Below are 24,090 nucleotides of genomic sequence, written 5' to 3' on the forward strand. Positions count from 1 at the left end.
GCGCAGGCGTTATCTGGCTATTCTTTCGCCGATGCGCAGGATACGGCTGAATTAAATCCGCTCACACTTCAATGCGTTTGGGGTGACCTCCGTAAAGGACCTTGATCCTTGTCCATAATCCGTAATACTGTATTTATATACAGTATCTGGCGAGAAAGGCATTTATGGACACTCTCTTTTCTTATTATCCAAAGCAACCTCTTGAATTACCGTTATTTGTAGAACGCGTAGCGTGTGGTTTTCCAAGCCCGGCACAGGATTATGTGGAGGATCGTCTCGATCTTAACCGCCTGGCCGTCAGGCATCCCAGCGCGACCTACTTTGTGAAGGTGAGCGGAGACTCGATGATCGGCGTTGGGATCGGCGATGGCGATCTGCTGGTCGTCGATCGTTCGTTAAACGCCGTGCACGGGGATATTGTGGTGGCATCCGTCGCGGGTGAGTTTACGGTCAAAGAGCTGCAGACCCGCCCGATCCTGAGGTTAGTGCCGCATAACGTTCGCTATCAGCCGATCACGTTTCAGTCCGAAGAGGAACTGCAGATCTTCGGTGTTGTCACCCACACACTCAAAACGCATAAACATGTTCGCGCTGGTTGATGTGAACAGCTTTTATGCCTCCTGCGAGACGGTGTTTCGGCCCGATCTGCGGGGCAAACCCGTGGTGGTGGTCTCCAATAACGACGGCTGCATTATTTCGCTGTCGCGGGAGGCAAAGCAGTTCGATATAAAAATGGGCGAGCCGTATTTCAAATTCAAAGAGAAGCGCTTTCCCGCGCGGGTTTACGTCTTTAGCTCGAACTATGCGCTTTACGCCGATCTCAGCAGCCGGGTGATGCAGACGCTGACCGATTTCGCCCCGGCCATAGAGATTTACTCCATTGATGAGGCGTTTGTGAACGTTGCTGGCATCAGCAACTGCATGGCGCTGGAGGCGTTTGGTCATCATATGCGCACGCAGGTGTTTAAAAATACGGGATTAACCGTTGGCGTAGGCATTGCCCCCACGAAAACGCTGGCGAAGCTGGCCAACTATGCGGCAAAGCGGTGGAACAGCACGGGAGGCGTAGTGGATTTATCGGATCGCGAGCGGCAGCGTAAACTGCTGGCGCGCGTACCGGTAGAGGAGGTGTGGGGCGTCGGGCGGCGCATTACCAAAAAACTTAATGCGATGGGCGTCACCACGGCGCTGGATCTGGCACAAGCTTCCTCGTGGGTCATCCGCAAACATTTTAACGTTGTCCTGGAGCGCACGGCACGCGAGCTGCGCGGCGAGCCTTGTCTTGATCTGGAAGAGTTCACGCCCACGAAGCAGCAGATTATCTGTAGCCGCTCGTTTGGACACCGTATTACGCAATTCGAGGAGATGCACCAGGCCATTTGTGCCTACGCTGAACGGGCTGCGGAAAAGCTGCGCAGCGAGCATCAATATTGTCGCTTTATCAGCGTGTTTTTGCGTACCAGCCCGCATGCGGACAACGAGGTTTATTACGGCAATCAGGCGTCTGTCACCCTGATGACGCCCACCAATGACTCGCGCGATATCATCCGTGCCGCCACCGATGCGCTGGGGCGCATATGGCTTGACGGCTATCGCTACATGAAAGCGGGGGTGATGCTGGCGGACTTTTTCAGTAGCGGCGTCGCCCAGCTGAATTTATTTGACGATAACCGTTTGCGCGCCAACAGCGCGGCGCTGATGGCGCTGATCGACAGCGTGAATCATTCCGGGAAAGGGAAGATATGGTTTGCCGGGCAGGGGATTGAGAAATCCTGGGCGATGAAGCGCGAGATGTTGTCACCGGCTTATACGACGCGGTACGCGGATTTGCCGGTAGCGAAGTAGACGCCGGTTATTTGGCAAGCGACGGCAGGATTTGTTCGATCACCTGTATCACGCTTCTGACGCGTTGTGGGATAAAGCGGGCGTCGGGGTAGACGGCATAGAGATACCGGTCAGGTAACCGCCAGGCCGGTAATACCGGCACCAGCGTGCCGGCTTGCAACGCCTTTGCCGCAAGCGGCAACTGCATACCGCCAATCCCGAGGCCTGACTCCAGCGCCTGTAACAGGGCGTCACTGGTGTTGGCACGAAAAACGGTATGCACTTTCACGTCAATTGCTTCCTCACCGGCGATCAACCGTAGAGGCGCATCCCGCGGAATGCCGCTAAATCGCACATGGGGATGTGCCGCCAGTTCGCTGACGGAGTGTACCGCCTGAAAGCCGGGAGCAGCGAACAGCGCGGTTTCAATCCGCATCAGAAGACGTGCCGCATGCGATTGCGGAGGCTCAGCGCTAAGGCGTAGCGCGACATCCACCCCTTCGCTCACCAGGTCGGCGATGCGGTCATCCAGGGACAGCGTCAGGTGCAACGCCGGATGCAGGCGCTGAAGCGCCAGCAGAGGGGGCAAAACGATCTGCCCCAGACCGCTTGGCAACTGAACATGGACGCTGCCCTGAAACTGATGATCGGCAGGATTCAACCGTCTCTCCGCTTCCTGCATGGCATCCAGCAAAAGCTGCATATCACGGCGATAACGTTCACCCTGCTCGGTGAGCTTCATCATTCGCGTTGTCCGATGCAGTAATACCACCCCGAGCTCCTGTTCCAGGGCGGCAATCTGCTGGCTGACGGCAGACTGCTTCATTCCGCTCTGGCGAGCGGCTGCCGAAAAGGAACCCGCTTCTGCGACGCGCAGAAAGGTGGAAATGGCGTTGAGCTTATTGTTCATTTAATGTTTTTTCTTATAAGTGCCATCGAATTCAGGGGATATGTAGGGAAAAAATAATATATCACACTGTGTCTGTCACCCTAACTGGAGAAACACCGTGAATAAGATGCAGCCACAAAACGTCGCGCTGGTCGCTGGCGCCAGCGGGATCGTAGGCAGACAGCTCGTCAAAACGCTCCTGGACAATAAATGGCAGGTGATTGGCCTGAGCCGCCATGCCTTATCCCATCCTGATGCTATTTCGCTGATCAACGTTGATTTACTGGATGCGGAGGATAGCGCCAGGGCTTTGCAAGCCGCTGGCGAGATCACCCATATTTTTTACAGCGCCTGGATGAATGCCGGGAGCTGGGCGGAAATGGTTGAACCGAACGTCACGATGTTGCGTAACCTGGTCAGCAATATTGAAAAAACGGCGCCTTTGCAGACGGTAAGCCTGATGCAGGGATACAAAGTGTATGGCGCGCACCTGGGACCGTTCAAAACCCCGGCACGCGAAAGCGATCCGGGCGTACCCGGGGCAGAATTTAACGCCGCTCAGCTCGCGTGGCTCCGTGATTTTCAGCGGGGAAAACGCTGGCACTGGAATGCCATCAGGCCAGGCGTGGTGGGCAGTTCGGTGCCAGGCAATACCATGAACCTTGCGCTGAGCATCGCACTGTATGCGTCCCTGTGTAAGGCTCTGGGTTTACCTCTGCGTTTTCCCGGTTCGGAACAGACCTGGCACAGCATTGTTGATCATACTGACGCCGGATTGCTGGCGGAGGCAACGCTGTGGGCAGCCACATCACGTAGGGCTAACAACCAGGCTTTCAATGTGAATAATGGGGACATCTGGCGCTGGAGCGAGCTGTGGCCGCGCATCGCACGCTGGTTTGAACTGGACTCTGCGCCGCCGGTCAGATTGTCATTCCATCAGCTGTTTAAGGATTATCGTGCGTTATGGCGCGACATTGCCGGGGATCGGTTGGTGGAGGCGGATATTTTGCAACTGAACGACGGGCATTTTGCCGATTTTGTCTTTAGCTGGAATTACGACATGTTTGGCGACGGCAGTAAGCTCCGCCGGTCAGGGTTCACGCGAATGCAGGCAACCGATGAGATGTTTTTCAGCCTGTTCTCGCAGCTAAGAGCGGCACGTATTATTCCGTAAAAAAAGGGGAGTGCGTTTCTGACGGCAGTAAAAAACGCGAACCCGGAAGCAGGGAGTAAAGAGCGCTCAATGCTCACTTTCTGGAATAAGGCCAGAGGAGCTGGCCAGTTCATGACAAAGCGCGCCAATCCGATCCACCGCATTCAGCAGGAGGGGCGTGGGTTCGTTGGCACAATTTAATCGCAGGAAATTCGTTAAGTGTGCGCGGGGGGAAAACAGCGGCCCGGGGCTAACGCCAATGTTCAGTGTCAGCGCGCGGCGGTGCACCTCCAGTGCATTCACCTGGTGTGGAAGTTCAACCCACAACAGGAAACCGGCAGCCGGCACGTTAACGCGTGTGCCGGGAGGGAAGCTTGCCTTGACGCGCGCAATGACGGCACCAATCCCTTCTGCGATGCGCCGCTTTAGCCGCCGCAGATGACGATCGTAGTCGCCACTGGCCAGGATTTCGCTCGTTGCGGCCTCAAACAGCGGCGCGCCTGCCCAGTCTCCGGCCATACGCGCCTGCAGGACCTGGGCGTGGTAACGTCCGGCCGCAATCCAGCCGATGCGCCATCCGGGCGCAAGCGTTTTAGACAATGAACTGCAGTAAATGACATTCCCGCTCTGGTCGAACGCTTTACAGGCCGGAGGACGTTGCCCTTCGCCGACCAGATCACCATAAACATCGTCCTCAATTAACGGGATGCCTGCATCTTCCAGCAGGGCAACAAGTTCCTGCTTGCGGGTGACGGACATACTGGCGCCCAGCGGATTTTGCACGGTGGGCGAGGCCAGAACGGCCGCTGGATGATGGCACCGAATAGCATCGGCGAGCGGCGCCAGCAACAACCCTTCTTGAGGATCGGTTGGGATCTCCAGCGCCTTCAGGCCCAAATCTTCCAGCAACAACAGCGTACCGAAATAGGCGGGTTGTTCTATCGCTACCACGTCGCCAGGCTGGCACACAGCCCGCAACGCCAGACGCAGCGCCTGTGTCGCGCCAGCGGTGATGATGAGATCCTCTGCACCAAAACGGCCACCCCATTGCGCTGCCCGGGCGGCAATCTTACTGCGCAAATCAACCCGTCCCGGAGGCAGACTATAGCTTTGCCCACGTGCTTCCAGACGTCGACCTGCAGACTGCAGCGCACGTTGCAGGGTATCGCCTGGTAGCCACGCGGGGTCGGGCAAGGCAGCCCCCAGCGGTACCAGCCGGGCTTCTGCACTACTGAATAACGATCGCGCGACGGCTGACATTGTCACAGGCACGGGGCCGGGCAGGGAACGCGTGGGCTGCACGCATCGGGACTGGCGGGTCTGACGGACGTAGTAGCCCGAACGCGGACGTGCAACGATCAGGCCTTCGGCCTCAAGGCAGCGTAGTGCTTCCAGTGCCGTCGGGAGACTGACCTGTTCGCGCTCGGCCAGTTTACGTGCAGAGATCATCCGGTCGCCGATTTGCAACGCGCCTGAAGCCAGCGTAAGACGCAGCATCTCAGCAATCCGACGGTAATGGGGGGACGGGGCGGCCATGGGGATCTGTGCAGTCAAATTTTCGATAAAACTGACTATACAGCCAATGAAGTGCCCCATCTATAGTGTCCGGCATGTTCCAGACAAGGAGGCACTATGCACAGCGACAATTTCGATATTTCTGCCTATTTCAGGCGCATAAAATATACCGGTCAGGCGGCTGCCGATACTGCAACCCTGCATGCGCTTATGCGCCATCAGCTCTTTTCGATACCCTTTGAAAATGGGGATGTACAGGCGGGTAAAGTCGTTTCGCTGGTACCCGAAGACATTGCCGATAAGCTGTTGAGGCAGAAGCGCGGCGGCTATTGCTATGAGGTGAATGGGCTATTTGCGATGGCGCTGGAGGCATTGGGCATTCGCTGGCGTTTTGTCGCGGCGCGCCCGATGTTCTACCCGGTGCGTCGGCCTAAAACCCATATGGCACTCATTGCTGAGATTGACGGTCGTCAGTGGCTTTGTGACCTCGGGTTCGGTAGCTACGGCATCCGTGCGCCGATGGCGTTAGACATGCTTGATACGGATATCCGGCAGGATTTCGACACGTTCCGGCTGACCCGTAACGCGGAGGGTGAGTATCTGCTTCAGGCACGGGTGGAGGGTAAATGGGCCAGTCAGTACGGCTTTGACCTCTCTCCTCAGGAGTGGATTGATTTTGTGCCTGCCAACTACCTCAACTCCACGCACCCGGACGCCATTTTTGTGCAGAAGCTGCTCGTCGTACAGCATCGCCCGGAAGGACGCCAGATTTTGCTGGGTAATGTGCTGAAAACGATCACCGCGCAGGGCGTGGAAACGCAGCAGCTGGCAGAAGATGACATTGCCTCTGTACTGAAAAATTGTTTTGCGCTGACGGTTGAGTGATCCGCAGGGGGACGCTGGACTGTATCGAGTCTGCGCATGCGTCCCCGGCTTATCATCGACAATGCGGACTGTTAAATACAGAGGCTACCTGAGACGTCTTCAGGGCAGAAACCGTATCCGCTACGTAAAAAGCGTCGTAATAATCAACCCTATAATATACAGGGAAAGGATGCCCTGGATGCTACTTAAAGCCCACCGCAAGTAGCGCCACTGGTAGCGTTCTCTGGCATTGGCCTCGGCAATGGGGCCGGTAGCGTCAGGGGCTTCTTTTCTGAAGCGCTGCAGGGTTTGATGACACCACCACACCAGCAGTAATACCAGCACGGTTTTCGTGAGCAGTGAGCCATAAGCATTGAAAAAAACGTCCCAGTAGCAACGGAGTGTATCCATATCCTTTTACCTGTAACTGTGCGGCCCATATGACGAAGAGGGGCAATATTAGGGAATTATTTTTTCTTATTCATCATCGCTTTTAGATCGGCAAACGGGTTGAAAGTGGCCACGCCCATGTCTTTTTGCGCGTCTTCACCCGCCACAACGGTAGTACCGTACTGATCTGCTTCGGTGTATTTCGAGTGTTCATGGTCGTGGCAAAACAGGCACAACAGCTCCCAGTTGCTGCCATCTTCCGGGTTATTAGTATGATCGTGATCGATATGGTGAACCGTGAGCTCGCGCAGGTTTGAATAGACGAACTCGCGTGAGCAGCGTCCACAGACCCAGGGATAGATTTTTAATGCCTTTTCACGGTAGCCACTTTCCAGTCGCGCGTAGTTTTTAGGGATCAGAGCCATTGCCGGTTTTACCTGCCAGGGAAAAAGAAAGACGCACTATATCTCATTATGGGGCGTCATTGCGATCCGCTCAATTCTGTCAATTTATTTGAATTATTCCGTTAAATAAAGGGCATTTATTCTCCCCGGGTAATGCGTAAAGTAGAGATAACGCAAAGCATCATCAGGATATCTCGTTATGAAAAAGATCGGCTTTTTGTCATTTGGTCACTGGACACCGTCACCCCAGTCCGGCACGCGTTCCGCGGCGGACACCCTGTTGCAATCCATCGACCTGGCCGTCGCCGCTGAAGAGCTGGGCGCAGACGGTGCCTATTTCCGTGTGCATCATTTTGCCCGTCAACTCAGCTCTCCGTTCCCCTTACTGGCGGCGATCGGTGCCAAAACGAAAAGCATCGAAATCGGTACTGGTGTGATTGATATGCGCTATGAAAATCCGATGTACATGGCGGAAGATGCGGGCGCGGCGGATTTAATCTCCGGCGGACGTTTGCAGCTGGGGATCAGCCGGGGCTCTCCGGAGCAGGTCATTGATGGCTGGCGTCATTTTGGTTATGTCCCGCAGGAAGGGGAAAATGAATCAGATATGGCACGCCGACACACCGAGGTACTGCTTGAGGTGCTGCGCGGAGAAGGGTTTGCAAAACCGAACCCACAACCCATGTTCCCAAATCCACCGGGACTGCTGCGCCTGGAGCCACATTCCGAAGGTTTACGTGAGCGCATCTGGTGGGGCGCAGGGTCGAACGCGACAGCGGTATGGGCTGCAAAACTGGGGATGAACCTGCAAAGCTCAACCCTGAAAGATGATGAAACCGGTGAGCCATTCCATATTCAGCAGGCAAAACAGATCCGCGCTTACCGACAGGCCTGGGCGGAAGCCGGGCATACTCGTCAGCCGCGCGTCTCGGTCAGCCGCAGTATTTTCGCGCTGATGGACGATCGTGACCGTATGTACTTCGGCGCAAGCCGGAATGACAGCGATAGCGTGGGTTACCTTGATGAGAAAACGCGCGCAATTTTCGGACGCAGCTATGCCGCTGAGCCTGAAAAGCTGATTGAGCAGTTGAAACAGGACGAAGCGATTGCCGAAGCGGACACCTTATTGCTCACCGTGCCGAACCAGCTCGGAGTGGATTACAACGCGCATGTTATCGAATCCATTCTGAAGCATGTTGCACCGGCAATGGGATGGCGCGAGTAGCCATTTTGTTGTGCGCCGGGCGCCGCGCGCGAAGGCCGTAACGCCTGCCTGTCTCGTCACCCCCGGTAAGGGAGACGAGACAGGCATCTGCGGAGGTTATTCCACTGGCTTATGGCTCATATCGCTCAGCAGCACGGCGATACTTTGCCCGCCCGCCGTCTGTTCGAGGCCAATCTTCACAATGATGGTCAGCGGAACGGAGAGCAACATGCCGACCGGGCCGAGCAGCCATCCCCAAAATATAAGGGACAGAAATACCACCAGCGTGGACAATCCCAGACCGCGCCCCATCATGCGTGGCTCAAGAATATTCCCGAACACCAGGTTAATCACCAGATACCCGGCCAGCAGAATCAGCGCATCATAGAACCCACTGAACACCAGCACCTGCAGAATAGGGGGAATAGCGGCCAGTACCGAACCGATGTTGGGGATATAGTTGAGCGCAAAGGCCAGTAATCCCCAGACGAACGCAAACCGGACATCCAGCGCCATCAGCATTCCCCAGACCACGGCCCCGGTGACCAGGCTAATGGCGGTTTTCAGGACCAGATAGCGGGAGACGCTATCCAGCGCGCGTTGAATCGCTCCCATGCCTTCAACCGGACGGACCATTATTTGCTGCAGTTTTGCGGGCAGTTGCGGCACTTCCAGCAGCATGAACACCACCGTTAAAAACAGCAGGAAAATCGAGGTCATGGCGTTAGAGAGCTGCGCCAGCAGGCCGGTGACGAGGGTCATGGCGGCATTCGGATCAATGTACTTCAGCAACTCCTCAACGGACACTTCGATTCCCGCACGCTGCAGCCAGGGTTCAAGCTGCAACAGCGGTATCGCCAGCGACGAGCGGTATTTCGGTAACGTTCGCGTCAGTTCATTCAGGGAGGTGCCGAGATAAGCGACCAGCAGCACCATGGCAATAATAATGATGCTGATAAGCATCGTGATTGCCAGCACGCGCGGGATGCGGAACCGCGTCATGCGCTGTATGAGCGGGTTAAGGATCACCGCAATAAACAGGGCCAGAATAAACGGCACGATGATGTCGGCGGCAAAACGAACGCCCGTCAGTATGATCACCAGCATGCCCAGCATGATGACAATTTTTAGCCCGTTCAGGGTAATGATGGGTTTAGCCATGGGGGTTCCTGAATAATATTTTTATTTATAATAAAGGCGAAAGCCGTTTCAATAAACTAACCAAAATCAAACGGGATGGGTAAAGAATTGAAAAGACTTTGAGTAAAAGCCTTACTTATGGTACAAATTTGGCGTGTTCAACTACCGAGGACAATTTTCATCCGCAAAGACGAGAAGCAACAACGCGGATAATTGTAATTTTATGGACAATTTGTTCAGGATGTATTCTTCAAACAACACCGCTGTATTTTTCACTTCCTTCTGCCTTCTTTCTGGTGAGCAACACTGGCGCAACGCGCTATAGTCACATCTTCTGCCTGAGCTGGCGCTACGCGCTTAGCTGTCTGATTTAATTTCATATTTTTGGGTTTGCTGCACGCAGCAGGCCACGATGGATTATATTCTCAAGCAGGAGAAAAACATGTTTTACTGGATTTTATTAGCCCTTGCTATTATCGCTGAAATTACCGGCACGCTGTCTATGAAATGGGCAAGCGTCAGCGATGGCAATACCGGCTTTATTTTAATGCTGGTGATGATTTCACTTTCCTATATTTTCCTGTCGTTTGCAGTGAAGAAAATTGCGCTGGGTGTGGCCTATGCGCTGTGGGAAGGGATCGGTATTTTGTTGATCACCCTGTTCAGCGTCTTATTATTTGACGAAACATTATCAACAATGAAGATTGCCGGGTTAACGACGCTGGTAGCAGGTATCGTGCTGATTAAATCGGGTACACGCAAACCGACTAAGCAACCGAAGGAGCAGACCCATGCAGCAGTTTGAATGGATCCACGCGGCCTGGTTGGGGTTTGCCATCGTGCTGGAGATTTTAGCGAACGTCCTGCTAAAATTCTCTGACGGTTTTCGTCGTAAAATTTACGGACTGTTGTCGATTGCCGCCGTACTGGGGGCGTTCAGCGCCCTGTCACAGGCGGTGAAGGGTATCGATCTGTCCGTAGCCTATGCGCTGTGGGGCGGGTTTGGTATTGCCGCCACCCTGGCAGCCGGCTGGGTGCTGTTCGGTCAGCGTTTAAATAACAAAGGTTGGATTGGACTGATATTGCTGCTTGCCGGCATGATCATGATAAAACTCGCCTGATACACGTTAAGCCATTATTTACAGGCAGCGAAATTCGCTGCCTGTATTACTCTTAAAAAAAGCAAAACATTGAAGAGGATGGCTAATGTATCGCACATTAAGCTGGCGGAATATTCCCACCGCGAGAACATTGTTCGCCATGATCTTCATGGCGGGGATCGGCTTAATCATCTCCATTGTCGCGCTGCTCTATTTATCTCTGCACCTGATCAGCACCAAAACCAATGAAATTGACGAGCACCGCACCACGCTTTCCGTGCAGGGTGCGATACAAACGTCGGTTAACCGTGTCTCGACCCTGGTGATTGATAATGCCGTCTGGGACGATGCGGTACGCGAGGTCTACCGCCCAAAGCTCGATACCGAATGGTTATACAACACCTGGGGAGCGGGCTTTAAAGTCAATAACCTCTATGACGGCACTTTCGTGCTGGATGAGCATTTCAACGTCATCTGGGGATCGTTTCAAAGCCAGCCTTTTGCGGAAACGAATCTCGATTTTTTTGGCAAAGGCCTGCAAGCGCTTATTCAGCAGCACGGACGTGAATTACCCAGCCAGAAGAATATTTATGCCGGGATCACCCGAACGCGTCACGGCGTCGCGTTTGTCGGAATAGGGCTGATCCGACCGATGATCGGGCGATTGCAGGTTAACGACGGTACACGCCGCTATCTGGTGATTACCCGCCATTTAAATGGCGGCATATTATCCGATCTGGGGCAGACCTTTCAGATTGATAACCTCAACTTTACCCCGGATAAAATCAACAGTCTGAGTATGCCGCTGCGCAGTTCTGCAGGGGAGTTACTGGGGTACCTCAACTGGCAGGCACGCCTTCCTGGCGCGCAGGCGGCCCGGGCCGCATCATCCGATATTACGCAGATAGTGGTGCTGGCATCGGTGCTGATCCTGCTGTTCATTATGGTGAGCTGCGTGGGCCTGTACAAACTGGCCCGCGGAGAAAGCCAGGCGCGTCTGGTCGCCAGAACGGACTGGCTAAGCCATCTGCCGAACCGCCGCGCACTCATTGAAGCGCTGGACCGCGTGAGTTTGCGTGGCGATATTGACGTCAAAAGCGTGGTGTTTATCGATCTGGATGGCTTCAAGGACGTCAACGATATCTACGGCCACAGCGTCGGTGACGATCTCATTGTGACCATTGCCAAAACGCTGAATGAATGCGTTCCACCGGGCGGGATGCTGGCGCGCATGGGAGGCGATGAGTTTGCCATGACCATCGGCGGTGAAGGGGCAGAAGCGCTGGCGACCACCTTTGCTGAATCCGTACTGGATTTTCTCAATACCCCTATTCGTCTGGGGGAGCGCACCATTCATATCGGCGCCAGCATCGGGATTGCCAGCGGAACCCTGATTGAATGCACCAGTTCCGAGCTGTTTCGCCGCGCCGATATCGCCATGTACCATTCCAAAATTAGCGGGAAAGGGCGTGTCACCCACTATGACGCGGCGCTGAATAACGCCCGGGAACGCAAGCTTGCGATTGAAAACCAGATCCGTAACGGACTGGAGCGAGACGAGTTTGAGGTCTGGTACCAGCCGATTATTGACGCCCGCAGTCAGAAAATGAGCAGTGTGGAAGCGCTGGTTCGCTGGCCGCGTCGTCCGGAAGGTGAACTCGGTCCGGATACCTTCATTTCCATTGCGGAAACGAGCGGGCTGATTTACAAACTGGGCCAGTTTGTTTTGCAGCGTGCCTGCCAGGATCTGGAGCCGTACAGCGAATTAAAGCTCTCCGTTAATATCTCCCCGGCGCAGTTTCGCGACCCTGAATTCGAAGAAAAAGTGGCCTGGGTTCTGGAAAGCACCCGTTTCCCGGCCAGGCGACTCCAGCTCGAAGTCACGGAGACCTATGTGCTGGAAAACCCCGAGCGTGCCCGCACGGCGATAGCCAACCTTAAAGCGCTGGGCACCGCGGTGGCGCTGGATGATTTTGGCACGGGCTATTCGAGTATTGGCTATTTGCGGCGTTTTAATTTCGACACCATTAAGATCGATAAATCACTGGCCGGGCTGGTGGACAACGATGAGCAGGCGGCGGCGCTGGTGAGCGGCACGGTGAGGATCGCCAATGCCCTGGGCATGGCGGTGGTCGCTGAAGGGGTGGAAAACGAAAAGCAGATGAAATTGTTACGGCTGGCTGGCTGCGATCAGCTGCAGGGGTTCTGGTTCAGCCAGCCGATGCCGATTGAATCAATCAGGGCGTTACGTCAGGTCAGACAGTGCTGAGCTACTGCTGCGCCAGTGCTTCCAGCTTGTCACGAAAACCGGTCACGGCTAAGGCCCGGTTATCTGCACGCCATCTGTCTTTTGCCGCTGGCGCAGAGCTTTGAACACCAATCAGCTGCCAGCCGTTATCCGTTTTTAACATCAGCGGCGAGCCGCTGTCACCGGGTAACGTATCGCACTGATGTGAGAGCACGCTGTTTTGCGCCCATCCTGTGACAATACAGTCCGTGTGGGTGTAAAGCGCGTCCAGATGATCGACAGGGTAGCCTGATTGCGTCACCTTACGGTCGGCGGCTTTCAGTGCGGCAGTGAGCGCGGCTTTGTCTCCGTCAAATAACGGAAGCGGGGTAATGCCAGAAGGCGGGTAGCGCAAAATGATCAGGCCAAAATCCCAGGATGCCGCTGACGGAGGCACTATCCAGCCGTCACCGTCGGGCTTCAGACGTTTGCCGAGAGAAGCATCAACCCGTCCCTCAATACCGTGAATTTCATAACGCCACATCCCTTTTTGCGACACAAATCGCAGGGCAACGGCTTTGTCTGGCTTGCCGTCTGGCGGTGTCAGCAGGCAGTGGCCTGCCGTCAGGGCAAGTTGCGGGGTAATCAGCGTAGCGGTACATAAATTACCGCTGGCGGTTTCCAGTTGCCCGATAGCGTCCCAGGGTGCCTGGGTAGGATCGGCGACGCGCGTACGATCGTCATGACCGAAAAACAGCGTTTTAAGCTCTTTCGCGCTAATGGTTTCATCACCGCCATCATCCGCATGTGAGAATCCAGAAAAAAGACCAAACGTTCCCAGTAACAACACAACAGATTTACGCATATCACACTCTGGTGGGGGCAATTATGATTATTAAAAGTGAACCCTATGAAAATACTATAGACGGGACAGCGCTAAAGTGGGAGTAAAATCAGCGTGCTACGATCAGGAAAGATAAAAATGGCTTGCGATGAGCGCGCATAAAATAAGCAGGATAAGAATCAGCTCAAACCGATAGCGCCGCAGCATACGCCCTCCGGATAAAAAAAACGGCGCTGGACCTTTCCGGTTCAGCGCCGGTTTACCAACGTGCCCCGAAAGGCACGGTTAAGCTTGTACTCTTACGCAGCTGGCTGTGCAGCTGGTTTAGCAGCTTCGTGTTTTACTGCTTTTTTGTGATGCTTTTTAGCGGCCTGGGCTTTCTGTTCTACAGCAGGTTTGGTCGCTTTTTTGTGGTGCTTTTTAGCGGCCTGCGCTTTCTGCTCTACAGCCGGTTTAGCGGCATCTTGTTTAACGGCTTTTTTGTGGTGTTTTTTAGCAGCCTGGGCTTTTTGCTCTGCAGCAGGTTTAGCGGCTTTATGGTGTTTCTTGTGGTGTACGGTTTTTGCCGGAGCAGCAGTCGTTGTTGCAGCTGGAGCAGCAGCCGGTGCAGCAGTGGTTTCAGCAGCAAACGCAGCAGAAGACAGACCCATAGCAGCGGCAACAACCAGAGCTAATACTTTTTTCATGTTCATACCCTCGAATTTGGTTTTTCATTTAACCCCACTGCGGGGCCGTTGAAAGAACTATATCCCTGTAAATTCGGGGTTTCCGTGAGTGATTGGTATCGGCGTGTAACGGAATGTACAAAGGGCGGTACAGGGTGCGCAAAAGGAAAACGGCCGGAGCGTACTCCGGCCGCTGGATTACAGATAACGGGACGTCAAATGCTCGCGGAAGTAACGGATATTCAGGTCTTCACCCGTCGCCTGGGTAATCAGTTGCGAAGTGGTGAAGCGGCTACCGTGCTGCCAGATGTTCTGACGCAGCCAGTCAAACAGGGCGGAGAAATCGCCCTCAGCGATGGAGGACTGCAGACCCGGCAGCGCCGTTTTGGCCGCATGGAACAATTGCGCGGCGTACATCGCGCCGAGCGTGTAGGACGGGAAGTAGCCAAAACCGCCGTCGGTCCAGTGAATGTCCTGCATACAGCCGTTGCGGTAGTTATCTTTGGTTGATAACCCGAGCCAGGCCTGCATTTTCTCATCCCACAGTGCCGGAATGTCATCCACCTCGATATCGCCATTGATCAGCGCACGTTCAATTTCATAGCGCAGCACCACATGTGCCGGGTAGCTGACTTCGTCGGCATCGACGCGGATATAGCCCGGTTTCACGCGCTGGTTCCAGGCAATAAAGTTCTCTTCACTGAACGCCGCCTGACTGCCAAAACGGGCGTGAACCGCAGGGAGGAGATGTTTAAGGAAAGCGTCGCTGCGCCCCAGCTGCATCTCAAAGAACAGGCTCTGGGATTCGTGGATCGCCGTTGAACGGGCCAGCGCGACAGGTTGACCGGCCCACGTTCGTGGCAGGTTTTGCTCGTAGCGCGCGTGTCCGGTTTCGTGGATCACGCCAAACAGCGCGCTGAGCAGCTCGTCCTCATCATAACGCGTGGTGATGCGCACATCTTCCGGCACGCCACCGCAGAACGGGTGTGCACTGACGTCCAGGCGACCGCCGTTAAAATCAAAGCCGAGCATCTTCATGGCTTCAAGCCCAAGTTCACGCTGCGTTGCCGTCGGGAAGGGACCCTGCGGCGGAACGAACGACTGCTGAGCCTGTTTTTCCACAACGTTTGCCAGCAGGTCCGGCAGCCAGGATTTCATATCCGCGAACAGTACGTCCAGGCGCGCGCTGGTCATGTCCGGCTCGAAAATATCCAGCAGCGCGTCGTAAGGGCTGCAGCCTTTGGCTTCAGCACGCAGGCGAGCCTCCTCACGGCTCAGTTTGACGACCTCTTTCAGGTTGGCGGCAAACCCCTGCCAGTCATTGGCCGGGCGCTGAGTACGCCAGGCGTGCTCACATTTGCTGCCTGCCAGCGATTTGGCTTCCACCAGCGCTTCCGGCAACAGCGACGCCTGCTGGTAATGACGCGTCATTTCACGCAGGTTGGCTTGTTCAATATCATTCAGGTCCTCACCGGTCGCGGCGGACAGCCATTCACCCACCTTTTTATCGGTCAGGATCTGGTGTTGCAGAACGCTCATTTCGGCCAGCGCTTCACCGCGCGCGGCACTGCCTCCCGGCGGCATCATGGTAAACATATCCCAGCTGGCGATGGAGGAGAGGTGGGAGAAACGGGAGAGGCGCTGGAAGGTGCGGGTGAGTTGTTGGTAGTGGCTGTTTTCGCTCATTTCGTTTTCTCTTTGCAAGGCGATGTTTCAGGCATGAAGAGTGAGTAGTATCAAAATTCCCACCTGAATCCAAGCCATTACCCCTTAGAGTTTGGTGCTATTTCGTTCAGTAACGCTGTGTTATAACCCTAAAAAAAACGACTGCCGGATGGAAAATGAACAAGGTTGTGAGTGTAGGGATTGCAGTGTTGCTGACGGGGTGCCAGACACATCATCATGACGTGATCCCGTTCAACACCGAAGAAGACTCCGCGCACGCATGGGCGTTTGCGTATGTGGAAACAGTGAAACAAAGGATGACAACCACAGAGCAGTATGAAGGGAAGCTCTGCTCGTTAAAGATTCACCAGCCTAAAGGCGCGACCTATGTGACCGACATTCAGGTGGTAAAAGGCAGCGATCCTGAACTGTGTAAGGCCGCCATTGCGGCCTTACAGTCTGCCAGTGACGATCATGTGCTCCCAGTGGTACCTGATGAGCGTATCGGGGAAAACTACACGCTCGATTTCAAACCCTGAATCAGTGCAGCCGCTGGTGTAAACAGGTCCCTACCAACAGCGCCCCGCAGAGCATCAGCGCAATAAAACTGCCCACGCCGTTCCAGCCATAGTTATGCCAGAACACCCCACCCAGCGTCCCCGCAAAGCTGGAACCGAGGTAATAGCTGAACAGATACAAAGACGACGCCTGGCCTTTGGCCCGGCGAGCGCGCGGGCCAATCCAGCTGCTGGCCACCGAGTGAGCGGCGAAGAAACCGGCAGAGAAAAGCAACATTCCGGCGAAGATAAGCCACAGGGAGGCGAAAAGGGTCATCAACAGGCCGAGCAGCATGACGGCCGTAGAGACCAGCATAACCGGACCGCGTCCAAAGCGGGCCGTCATCGCTCCGGCTTTAGGTGAACTCCACGTGCCGGTGAGATACGCCACAGAGAGCAAACCCACCACCGCCTGGCTCATGTGCCACGGGGAGAGCATCAGGCGATAGCCGATATAGTTAAACAACGTAACGAATGAGCCCATCAGCAGAAAGCCGGTCAGGAACAGCAGCGGCAACCCTTTGTCACGCCAGTGCAGACGGAAGTTGATAAACAGCGTTTTCGGGCGCAGGGAGGTGGAACGAAAATGACGTGATTCCGGAAGGATTCTCCAGAACATCAGCGCAGACGCAAGGGCAAAGCAGCCGATCACCGCCAGCGCAATACGCCAGTTAAAGAAGTCTGTAAACACCCCGCTCAGCAGACGTCCACTCATTCCGCCAATCGAGTTCCCGCTGATGTACAGCCCCATAGAGAAGGCGACAAAGCTCGGGTGGATCTCTTCGCTGAGATAGGTCATCCCGACCGCCGCCACGCCACTCAGGGATAACCCAATTAACGCGCGCATGACCAGGATACCGTGCCAGCTGGTCATCATCGTGGAGAGTAACGTACAAATCGAAGCCAGCATCAGGGCGGTAACCATCACCTGTTTACGGCCAATGGCGTCGGAAAGTGGCCCGGTGAAAAGCAGACCAATCGCCAGCATGCCGGTAGAAATGGAGAGCGAAATACTGCTGCTGGCAGGCGATACGTCAAATTCATGGGAAAGAACGGGCAGGATCGGCTGAACGCAATAGAGCAGGGCGAAGGTTGCCAGACCCGCTGAGAAAAGCGCCAGCGTGACGCGCATGAACTGGGGGGTACCACGTTTAATGAACTGAACCGGCTGCGATGCTGCGGGTAAATCATCAATATCTCTGGCCGGATCGATATCAATGGTAGATGTACGACTCACACAATGTCCTTGCTTAAACATCCCCGTGGTTTCGGGTGACGGGTATGACCACACGATCAGAGTAGGAAAATGTAAATATTCTGTCTAATATATTAATAATCTCAAATGATACTTTAAAAATATGAATATCGAACTGCGTCATCTGCGCTACTTTGTCGCCGTCGCTGAAGAGCTTCATTTTGGCCGCGCGGCGGCAAGACTGAATATCTCACAACCCCCGCTAAGCCAGCAGATCCAGATCCTTGAGCAACAGGTCGGGGCGCGCCTTCTGGCACGGACCAACCGCAGCGTGAGCCTGACGGCGGCCGGGAAGCAATTTCTGGCCGACAGCCGACAAATTCTCAGTATGGTGGATGAGGCGGCAGCCCGGGCAGAGCGGCTTTATCTCGGGGAAACCGGAGAGTTGCGTATTGGGTTTACCTCGTCTGCACCGTTTATCAGCGCTGTTTCGCAGACCCTGTCGTCGTTTCGCCGGCATTTTCCGGATGTGCATATTCAGACGCGCGAAATTAATACCCGCGAGCAAATCGCTCCGCTGAATGAAGGTTCTCTTGATTTAGGTCTGATGCGTAACACCCAACTCCCGGATACGCTGGCGTGGCAGGTTATTCTGCGCGAACCGTTAATGGCAATGATCCCGCACGATCATCCGCTCGCCTCGCGTTCGGCGGTCACGCTGGCAGAGCTGGCAAAAGAGCCGTTTGTTTTTTTCGACCCGCAGGTAGGTACCGGTCTGTACGACGATATTCTGGGCCTGTTACGACGCTACGATCTTGCCCCGATCATTACGCAGGAAGTCGGGGAAGCGATGACCATCATTGGGCTTGTCGCGGCGGGGCTGGGTGTCTCTATTCTTCCGGCCTCGTTTAAACGGGTACAATTGCGTGAAATGCGCTGGGTTGCTATCGCCGAAGACGATGCTGTTTCGGAAATGTGGCTGGTATGGTCGAAACATCATGAGCAGAGCCATGCAGCGCAGCGGTTTAAAGCACAGCTGTTAAGCGCCTCTGCAGAACGATATTTAGAGGGAAAAGTGGGTAAAAATGTGCAGTAAATCACATGGCTAAGTAAATATTTGACGACGGCCATTGAAGTGCTTCACCATAGCCCACAGTTTATTTCGATGCTCGAAAATAAGGGAGTACGAGGTGGTTGCTGATAGTCAGCCAGGGCACATTGATCAGATTAAGCAGACCAACGCTGGCGCGGTTTATCGCCTGATTGATCAGCTTGGCCCGGTTTCGCGTATCGATCTTTCGCGCCTGGCACAACTGGCACCTGCCAGTATTACCAAGATTGTTCGTGAAATGCTTGAAGCCCACCTGGTCCAGGAGACGGAAATTCAGGAGCCGGGCAGCCGCGGCCGTCCGGCGGTCGGCCTGGTGGTGGAGACCGAAGCGTGGCACTACCTGTCACTGCGCATTAGCCGGGGAGAGATCTTCCTTGCCCTGCGCGATTTAAGCAGCAAGCTGGTGGTAGAAGACCGGCTGGAACTGCCGCTCAAGGCTGAACAATCGCTCCTCGATGTCATTGTCACCCATATCGATCACTTCTTTATTCGCCATCAGCAACGCCTTGAACGCTTAACGGCCATTGCGATCACCATGCCGGGTATTATTGATACCGAAAATGGAATCGTGCACCGCATGCCGTTCTACGACGATGTCAAAGAGATGCCGCTGGGCGAGGTGCTGAAAAATCACACCGGCGTGCCGGTCTATATTCAGCATGACATCAGCGCCTGGACGATGGCGGAGGCGCTGTTTGGCGCATCCCGCGGCGCAAGGGACGTGATTCAGGTGGTGATTGACCATAACGTCGGGGCGGGCGTCATCACCGACGGACGCCTTCTGCATGCCGGAAGCAGTAGCCTGGTCGAAATCGGCCACACGCAGGTCGATCCCTACGGCAAGCGCTGTTACTGCGGAAACCATGGCTGTCTGGAAACCATCGCCAGCGTGGAAAGCGTGCTGGAGCTGGCGCAGGTCAGGCTCAGCCAGTCCATGAGCTCTTCGCTGCACGGACAACCGTTGACCGTCGATTCACTCTGCGCCGCAGCGCGTCAGGGGGATCTGCTGGCAAAGGATATTATTACCGGAGTGGGGAATAACGTTGGCCGCATTCTGGCCATTATGGTGAATCTCTTCAATCCGCAAAAAATCCTGATTGGCTCACCGCTGAGTCAGGCGGCGGAAATCCTCTTCCCGGCTATCTCGGCCTGTATTCATCAACAGGCGCTCCCGGCCTACAGCAAAAATATTGCCGTGGAAAGCACCCAGTTTTCCAATCAGGGCACCATGGCTGGTGCAGCCCTGGTCAAGGACGCCATGTATAACGGCTCGCTGCTGATCCGCCTGTTACAGGGTTAACTCTTTTCCGCAGATGTACGAAAAATTGCGCTATCTCAAGCTGGGTAGCGCACGCATCCCGTAGACTTCCCCCACTGAATTATTTCTCTGGTTTATATTTTCGAAGCATACCCAAGAGGTGGAATGAGTCATGCTTAAGCGTTTCTTTGTTACGGGTACAGATACCTCTGTCGGCAAGACCGTTGTATCCCGCGCGTTGCTACAGGCTCTGGCAGCAAGCGGTAAACGCGTTGCAGGGTACAAACCGGTCGCAAAAGGCAGTAAAGAGACGCCCGAAGGATTGCGGAATAAAGACGCCCTGGTGTTACAAAGCGTCTCGTCACTGGAACTGCCATATCACGCGATCAATCCCATTGCCTTAAGCGAAGATGAAAGCAGCGTGGCGCACAGCGGTCTGATTAATTACACCCTGTTGTCCGACGGTCTGGCGAACCTGAGCGAGATGGCCGACCATGTCGTGGTGGAAGGTACCGGCGGATGGCGCAGCCTGATGAACGATCTGCGCCCGCTTTCTGAGTGGGTGGTGCAGGAGCAACTGCCGGTGATCATGGTGGTCGGTATTCAGGAAGGGTGCATCAACCATGCGCTTCTGACGGCGCAGGCGATTGCCAATGACGGATTGCCGTTGATTGGCTGGGTCGCAAACCGTATCAACCCGGGCCTGGCGCACTACGCTGAAATCATCGACGTGCTCAGCAAAAAACTGCCGGGACCGTTGGTGGGCGAGCTGCCTTATCTGCCGCGTGCCGAACAGCGTGAATTAGCGCAGTACATCGATCTCTCTTCCCTCGGTCGCATGTTGTCCGTAGATCGAGTCGTGGCGTAACGTCCGCGACAAGACGGACGCGATCACGCAGGCAATCAGCAAACCGGGCAGCAAAAAATACTGCCCGGTCATTTCACAGACCATCAACGCAGACATAATGGGCGCATGGGTCGTCGCGGCGAGTAACGTCGCCATGCCTGCCAGCCCCAGCAAAATCACCGTTTCAGATCCCGGAAACCACAGCCCGAAGAGTTGTGCAAACAGCATTCCTGTGGCCAAGCCGACAAACAACGTCGGTGTGAAAACCCCGCCCGGCGCGCCAGAACCGCTGCTTGCCAGTACCGCCAGCAATTTACAGATAAATACACCTGCTATCACGGACAGCAGCGGTGGGGCGAGCAGAAAAGCCTGAACCACGCTGTAGCCATTCCCCCACACGTCAGGCGTCAGGAGCGACAGCAGCCCGACGATCGCTCCGCCGAGCGCCAGTTGCCAGGGCGGCGAGAGCCTGAGACGCAGAAATAACGAATGGCTGAACGCCATAAGCCACATCAGCAGCGGTCCGCACAGTCCCGCCAGCAGGCCTGTCGCGACAAGCAGGCCATAATCTGCCGCACTGAGTAGGCCACTCAGATGGACGTCATAGAGCGTACCGGCACCGGGCGCTAAGAGTCGCGTGGTAAGCAGGGCTACCACCGCCGCAATCACCACCGGCCCGAGCGAGGCCAGCATCAGCGTGCCAAACAGAATTTCGGCAATAAACAGGCTGCCGGCCAGGGGCGCGTGATAGGCGCTGGCCATCCCGGCCGCGGCTCCGCAGGCAATCCATAATTTCCATTCGGATTTCGGCGTAAAGCGTTGGGCGAAAAAGGAGGCGGCCAGCGCCGCAAGCAGGATCATGGCACCTTCGCGGCCGATGGCGCTCCCGCTGGAGACAACCAGCAGTGACGCAAGGGATTTTACGAGGCTCGAGCCATAATCAAACTGGCCGTCGCCCGTCTCCAGTGCTTCCATATAATCTGTCGGCGCATGAGGACGTTGCGCCGTAAGCCGCTGCCATCCCCACAACAGTAACCCCGCCGCCAGCCCTCCCAGCGCGGGCGTCAACGCGCGACGCCACGGAGATAACGCCGCCGCGGCATTCACCAGACTGCCGCTGTTGTTACTGAGAAACAGCCACTCCAGCAGATACATGCTGTGGCGGAACACCGCGACGGCCAGCGCGGCCAGTATGCCGGTAAGGGTGGCAATCAGAAGTCTGCGAAACATCGCGCGGATGTCGGGATAAGCGTGAAGACGTTGCATGGGCCGCAATTAAACGTGGGAGATACAATATTGTGAGGGGAAATCGCGGGGTTAGCAAAAGGTATGCGTGCGATGAACCGTGTCGGCCTGAGCAAATGCGCTGTGGGGGAGCGTGTCGCCGGGCAGGTCAGCGCCATACGTCTGGCCCGCCCGGCGGAGTGTTTTCGCTTAACTCTCGCTGTGAATATTCAGCGCCCGGCGCGTACGGCCGGAGCTGAGATACTCGGCAATATAATCCTGTGAGATCTCGCCGTTATAGCGGCCCTCTTCGTCGACAATCGGCATCCAGCTGGTGTTGCTCTCATACAACCGTGAAAGCACCACGCGCAGGTTATCCTCCGCTTTGCCGGTCATACGGAACGGATGCAGGATATCGGCACAGGTGCCGCTGGCATTACGCGCTTCCCGACGCTTCACAAAGCCCAGCGGTTTACCCCGATCGTCCACGACGGTAATGGCGCGAATATCGTTGTCATCCATGATCGCAAAGGCGTCAGAAAGCAGGGTAGAGCCCCGCACGGTGAGGGTCGGTTGCTGGTCGGTGACATCACCTGCCGATACCAGCAGCAAACGCTTGAGCGTACGGTCCTGACCGACAAACGAGCCGACGAACTCGTTCGCCGGTTTTGCCAGCAGTTCGTCCGGGCTGGCGCACTGGACAATACGCCCCTGGCGGAAGACGGCGATACGATCCCCAGGCTTCAGGGCCTCGTCGATGTCATGGCTGACCAGCATCACGGTCTTTTTCAGTTTACGCTGCATCTCCAGGAACTGGTTCTGGATCACCTCGCGGTTTATCGGGTCCACCGCACCGAACGGTTCATCCATCAGCAGTACCGGAGGATCCGCCGCCAGGGCGCGGATCACGCCGATACGCTGCTGCTGACCGCCGGACATTTCACGCGGATAGCGGTTGAGAAATTTATGCGGGTCCATGGCCACCATATCCATCAGCTCTTCAGCGCGGGTTTTACATCGGGCTTTATCCCAGCCCAGCATGCGCGGCACCACGGTGATGTTTTCCTCAATGGTCATGTTTGGGAACAGACCAATCTGCTGAATAACGTAGCCAATATTGCGGCGCAGGGTCACGGTATCCATCCCGCTGGTGTCTTCACCGTTAATCAGGATCGTGCCGCTGCTTGGTGCGATCAGACGGTTAATCATCTTCAGGGTGGTGGTTTTCCCACAGCCTGACGGGCCGAGCAGGACGCACATTTCCCCTTCAGGCACGTTGAGGTTGACGTTGTCGACGGCCTTAACGCTCTGGCCGTGTTTCTGTGAAAATTGTTTGGTGAGGTTTTCCAGTTTTATCATTATCGTATCCCCTTTGGAGTCAGAACGACCTGCAGACGATGCAGCAGCCAGTCGAGCACAATCGCTAAAAGACAGATCATCAGCGCACCCGCAATTAACATACGAATATCGCTACCGCCGATGCCGTTAAGCAGCAGCAGGCCAAGGCCGCCAGCGCCAATCACTGCGGCAATGGCCATCACGCCGATGTTCATCACGACGGCGGTGCGGATACCGCCAAAAATCACCGGCAATGCCATCGGGATTTCAACCCAGCGCAAACGCTGCCAGAAGGTCATCCCGATACCGCGTCCGGCTTCACGCAGGCCCGGCGGCAGGCTGTCCAGCGCGGTATGGGTGTTACGCACAATTGGCAGCAATGAGTAGAGAAACACCGCCGTGATAGCGGGCAGGGCACCAATGCCCTGACCGATCAGCGAAAAGAGCGGGATCATCAGGCCAAACAGCGCAATGGACGGTATCGTCAGCACGATGGTGGCAATCCCCAGCACCGGCGTCGCCAGCCATTTGTGGCGGACAATCAAAATCCCCAGAGGGACGCCGATGAGTATGGCTAGCCCAACCGCCAGCGCCACCAGCCACAGGTGTTGCAGCGTCAGGGTTAACAGATAGTCCCAGTTATCCAGAATGTAGTGAATCGTCTCCATAGCGCCTC

26 protein-coding genes are annotated in these 24,090 nt (G+C 55.4%); 13 read left to right on the forward strand and 13 right to left on the reverse strand.

The window, feature by feature from the left end:
• The first annotated feature begins 164 nt into the window (after positions 1-164).
• Together umuD and umuC are read left to right on the forward strand one after the other, a co-directional pair.
• A complete protein-coding gene (gene umuD / locus QRN24_RS03215) occupies positions 165-599 on the forward strand; it encodes a translesion error-prone DNA polymerase V autoproteolytic subunit (RefSeq protein ID WP_014169838.1) in 435 nt (144 codons plus the stop codon).
• The gene (gene umuC / locus QRN24_RS03220; protein WP_113656715.1) at positions 583-1,845 is read left to right on the forward strand and encodes a translesion error-prone DNA polymerase V subunit UmuC; all 1,263 of its coding nucleotides are present in this window, start codon (positions 583-585) and stop codon (positions 1,843-1,845) included. The genes umuD and umuC overlap by 17 nt, the downstream gene beginning before the upstream one ends.
• Positions 1,846-1,852: 7 nt before the next feature.
• Here the strand turns inward: umuC and QRN24_RS03225 are convergent, their stop codons facing one another.
• Positions 1,853-2,734, reverse strand: a complete 882-nt coding sequence (locus QRN24_RS03225; protein ID WP_113656716.1) for a LysR family transcriptional regulator — start codon at positions 2,732-2,734, stop codon at positions 1,853-1,855.
• A gap of 97 nt (positions 2,735-2,831) precedes the next feature.
• Between QRN24_RS03225 and QRN24_RS03230 the strand changes: the two genes are divergently transcribed.
• Positions 2,832-3,887: an SDR family oxidoreductase gene (locus tag QRN24_RS03230; protein WP_193162000.1), complete on the forward strand. Its 1,056-nt coding sequence runs from the start codon at positions 2,832-2,834 to the stop codon at positions 3,885-3,887.
• A 66-nt stretch (positions 3,888-3,953) separates the two neighbouring features.
• On the opposite strand, the gene QRN24_RS03235 is transcribed toward QRN24_RS03230, so the two are convergent.
• Positions 3,954-5,462, reverse strand: coding sequence for an aminotransferase-like domain-containing protein (locus QRN24_RS03235; protein ID WP_284942333.1), 1,509 nt, complete (start codon positions 5,460-5,462; stop codon positions 3,954-3,956).
• 36 nt (positions 5,463-5,498) lie between these two features.
• Between QRN24_RS03235 and QRN24_RS03240 the strand changes: the two genes are divergently transcribed.
• Positions 5,499-6,266, forward strand: coding sequence for an arylamine N-acetyltransferase family protein (locus QRN24_RS03240; protein WP_284942334.1), 768 nt, complete (start codon positions 5,499-5,501; stop codon positions 6,264-6,266).
• 120 nt (positions 6,267-6,386) lie between these two features.
• Here the strand turns inward: QRN24_RS03240 and QRN24_RS03245 are convergent, their stop codons facing one another.
• Positions 6,387-6,656, reverse strand: a complete 270-nt coding sequence (locus QRN24_RS03245; RefSeq protein ID WP_014169844.1) for a hypothetical protein — start codon at positions 6,654-6,656, stop codon at positions 6,387-6,389.
• A 56-nt stretch (positions 6,657-6,712) separates the two neighbouring features.
• Positions 6,713-7,060: an HNH nuclease YajD gene (gene yajD / locus QRN24_RS03250; RefSeq protein ID WP_014169845.1), complete on the reverse strand. Its 348-nt coding sequence runs from the start codon at positions 7,058-7,060 to the stop codon at positions 6,713-6,715.
• A gap of 178 nt (positions 7,061-7,238) precedes the next feature.
• On the opposite strand from yajD, the gene QRN24_RS03255 reads away from it, so the two are divergent.
• Positions 7,239-8,264 carry an LLM class flavin-dependent oxidoreductase gene (locus QRN24_RS03255; RefSeq protein ID WP_014169846.1) on the forward strand — a complete coding sequence of 342 codons (1,026 nt, stop codon included), beginning with the start codon at positions 7,239-7,241 and terminating at the stop codon, positions 8,262-8,264.
• Between the two features lie 96 nt (positions 8,265-8,360).
• Here QRN24_RS03255 and QRN24_RS03260 read toward each other — a convergent pair whose 3' ends face one another.
• Complete coding sequence (locus QRN24_RS03260; protein WP_014169847.1) at positions 8,361-9,404, reverse strand: AI-2E family transporter; 1,044 nt, start codon at positions 9,402-9,404, stop codon at positions 8,361-8,363.
• A gap of 133 nt (positions 9,405-9,537) precedes the next feature.
• On the opposite strand from QRN24_RS03260, the gene QRN24_RS22770 reads away from it, so the two are divergent.
• The 4 genes from QRN24_RS22770 (at position 9,538) to QRN24_RS03275 (ending at position 12,752) form a co-directional block, all read left to right on the forward strand.
• Positions 9,538-9,708 (forward strand): protein YdgV, encoded by a 171-nt coding sequence (locus tag QRN24_RS22770; protein WP_502875260.1) that lies wholly within the window; start codon positions 9,538-9,540, stop codon positions 9,706-9,708.
• A gap of 117 nt (positions 9,709-9,825) precedes the next feature.
• Positions 9,826-10,188, forward strand: a complete 363-nt coding sequence (gene mdtJ, locus QRN24_RS03265) for a multidrug/spermidine efflux SMR transporter subunit MdtJ (protein ID WP_025204323.1) — start codon at positions 9,826-9,828, stop codon at positions 10,186-10,188.
• Positions 10,175-10,504: a multidrug/spermidine efflux SMR transporter subunit MdtI gene (gene mdtI / locus QRN24_RS03270; protein ID WP_014169849.1), complete on the forward strand. Its 330-nt coding sequence runs from the start codon at positions 10,175-10,177 to the stop codon at positions 10,502-10,504. Before mdtJ ends, mdtI begins: the two co-directional genes overlap by 14 nt.
• A gap of 85 nt (positions 10,505-10,589) precedes the next feature.
• Complete coding sequence (locus QRN24_RS03275; protein ID WP_014169850.1) at positions 10,590-12,752, forward strand: bifunctional diguanylate cyclase/phosphodiesterase; 2,163 nt, start codon at positions 10,590-10,592, stop codon at positions 12,750-12,752.
• 1 nt (position 12,753) lies between these two features.
• On the opposite strand, the gene QRN24_RS03280 is transcribed toward QRN24_RS03275, so the two are convergent.
• From QRN24_RS03280 to QRN24_RS03290, 4 genes are all read right to left on the reverse strand, one after another.
• Positions 12,754-13,575 carry a trypsin-like serine peptidase gene (locus QRN24_RS03280; RefSeq protein ID WP_020884292.1) on the reverse strand — a complete coding sequence of 274 codons (822 nt, stop codon included), beginning with the start codon at positions 13,573-13,575 and terminating at the stop codon, positions 12,754-12,756.
• 102 nt (positions 13,576-13,677) lie between these two features.
• Positions 13,678-13,761 (reverse strand): small membrane protein YdgU, encoded by an 84-nt coding sequence (gene ydgU, locus QRN24_RS22775; protein ID WP_021241182.1) that lies wholly within the window; start codon positions 13,759-13,761, stop codon positions 13,678-13,680.
• Between the two features lie 92 nt (positions 13,762-13,853).
• Positions 13,854-14,240 carry an acid resistance repetitive basic protein Asr gene (asr, locus tag QRN24_RS03285; protein WP_025204322.1) on the reverse strand — a complete coding sequence of 129 codons (387 nt, stop codon included), beginning with the start codon at positions 14,238-14,240 and terminating at the stop codon, positions 13,854-13,856.
• Between the two features lie 177 nt (positions 14,241-14,417).
• Positions 14,418-15,905: a carboxypeptidase M32 gene (locus tag QRN24_RS03290; protein ID WP_044866433.1), complete on the reverse strand. Its 1,488-nt coding sequence runs from the start codon at positions 15,903-15,905 to the stop codon at positions 14,418-14,420.
• 155 nt (positions 15,906-16,060) lie between these two features.
• Here QRN24_RS03290 and QRN24_RS03295 point away from each other — a divergent pair, with 155 nt between their 5' ends.
• Positions 16,061-16,423 (forward strand): cell envelope integrity TolA family protein, encoded by a 363-nt coding sequence (locus QRN24_RS03295; protein ID WP_044857725.1) that lies wholly within the window; start codon positions 16,061-16,063, stop codon positions 16,421-16,423.
• Position 16,424: 1 nt separating this feature from the next.
• On the opposite strand, the gene ynfM is transcribed toward QRN24_RS03295, so the two are convergent.
• A complete protein-coding gene (ynfM, locus tag QRN24_RS03300; RefSeq protein WP_284942335.1) occupies positions 16,425-17,678 on the reverse strand; it encodes a multidrug efflux MFS transporter YnfM/SxtP(Kp) in 1,254 nt (417 codons plus the stop codon).
• Between the two features lie 121 nt (positions 17,679-17,799).
• Here ynfM and ynfL point away from each other — a divergent pair, with 121 nt between their 5' ends.
• The 3 genes from ynfL (at position 17,800) to bioD (ending at position 20,873) form a co-directional block, all read left to right on the forward strand.
• The gene (ynfL, locus tag QRN24_RS03305; RefSeq protein WP_014169855.1) at positions 17,800-18,732 is read left to right on the forward strand and encodes a multidrug efflux transcriptional activator YnfL/SxtR(Kp); all 933 of its coding nucleotides are present in this window, start codon (positions 17,800-17,802) and stop codon (positions 18,730-18,732) included.
• Between the two features lie 94 nt (positions 18,733-18,826).
• Positions 18,827-20,047: a sugar metabolism global transcriptional regulator Mlc gene (gene mlc / locus QRN24_RS03310; protein ID WP_044857727.1), complete on the forward strand. Its 1,221-nt coding sequence runs from the start codon at positions 18,827-18,829 to the stop codon at positions 20,045-20,047.
• A 130-nt stretch (positions 20,048-20,177) separates the two neighbouring features.
• Positions 20,178-20,873 (forward strand): dethiobiotin synthase, encoded by a 696-nt coding sequence (bioD, locus tag QRN24_RS03315; RefSeq protein ID WP_014169857.1) that lies wholly within the window; start codon positions 20,178-20,180, stop codon positions 20,871-20,873.
• On the opposite strand, the gene clcB is transcribed toward bioD, so the two are convergent.
• The 3 genes from clcB to osmW all read right to left on the reverse strand — a co-directional run bounded on the left by clcB (position 20,808) and on the right by osmW (position 24,082).
• A complete protein-coding gene (gene clcB, locus QRN24_RS03320; RefSeq protein ID WP_042866465.1) occupies positions 20,808-22,118 on the reverse strand; it encodes a voltage-gated ClC-type chloride channel ClcB in 1,311 nt (436 codons plus the stop codon). The genes bioD and clcB overlap by 66 nt on opposite strands.
• A gap of 168 nt (positions 22,119-22,286) precedes the next feature.
• Positions 22,287-23,435 (reverse strand): osmoprotectant ABC transporter ATP-binding protein OsmV, encoded by a 1,149-nt coding sequence (gene osmV / locus QRN24_RS03325; RefSeq protein WP_284942336.1) that lies wholly within the window; start codon positions 23,433-23,435, stop codon positions 22,287-22,289.
• Positions 23,435-24,082, reverse strand: a complete 648-nt coding sequence (gene osmW / locus QRN24_RS03330; protein ID WP_014169860.1) for an osmoprotectant ABC transporter permease OsmW — start codon at positions 24,080-24,082, stop codon at positions 23,435-23,437. The genes osmV and osmW overlap by 1 nt, the downstream gene beginning before the upstream one ends.
• Between the last annotated feature and the right edge of the window lie 8 nt (positions 24,083-24,090).

Origin of the sequence: Enterobacter sp. MEB024 (assembly GCF_030209635.1) — a bacterium.
Taxonomy (GTDB): domain Bacteria; phylum Pseudomonadota; class Gammaproteobacteria; order Enterobacterales; family Enterobacteriaceae; genus Enterobacter; species Enterobacter ludwigii.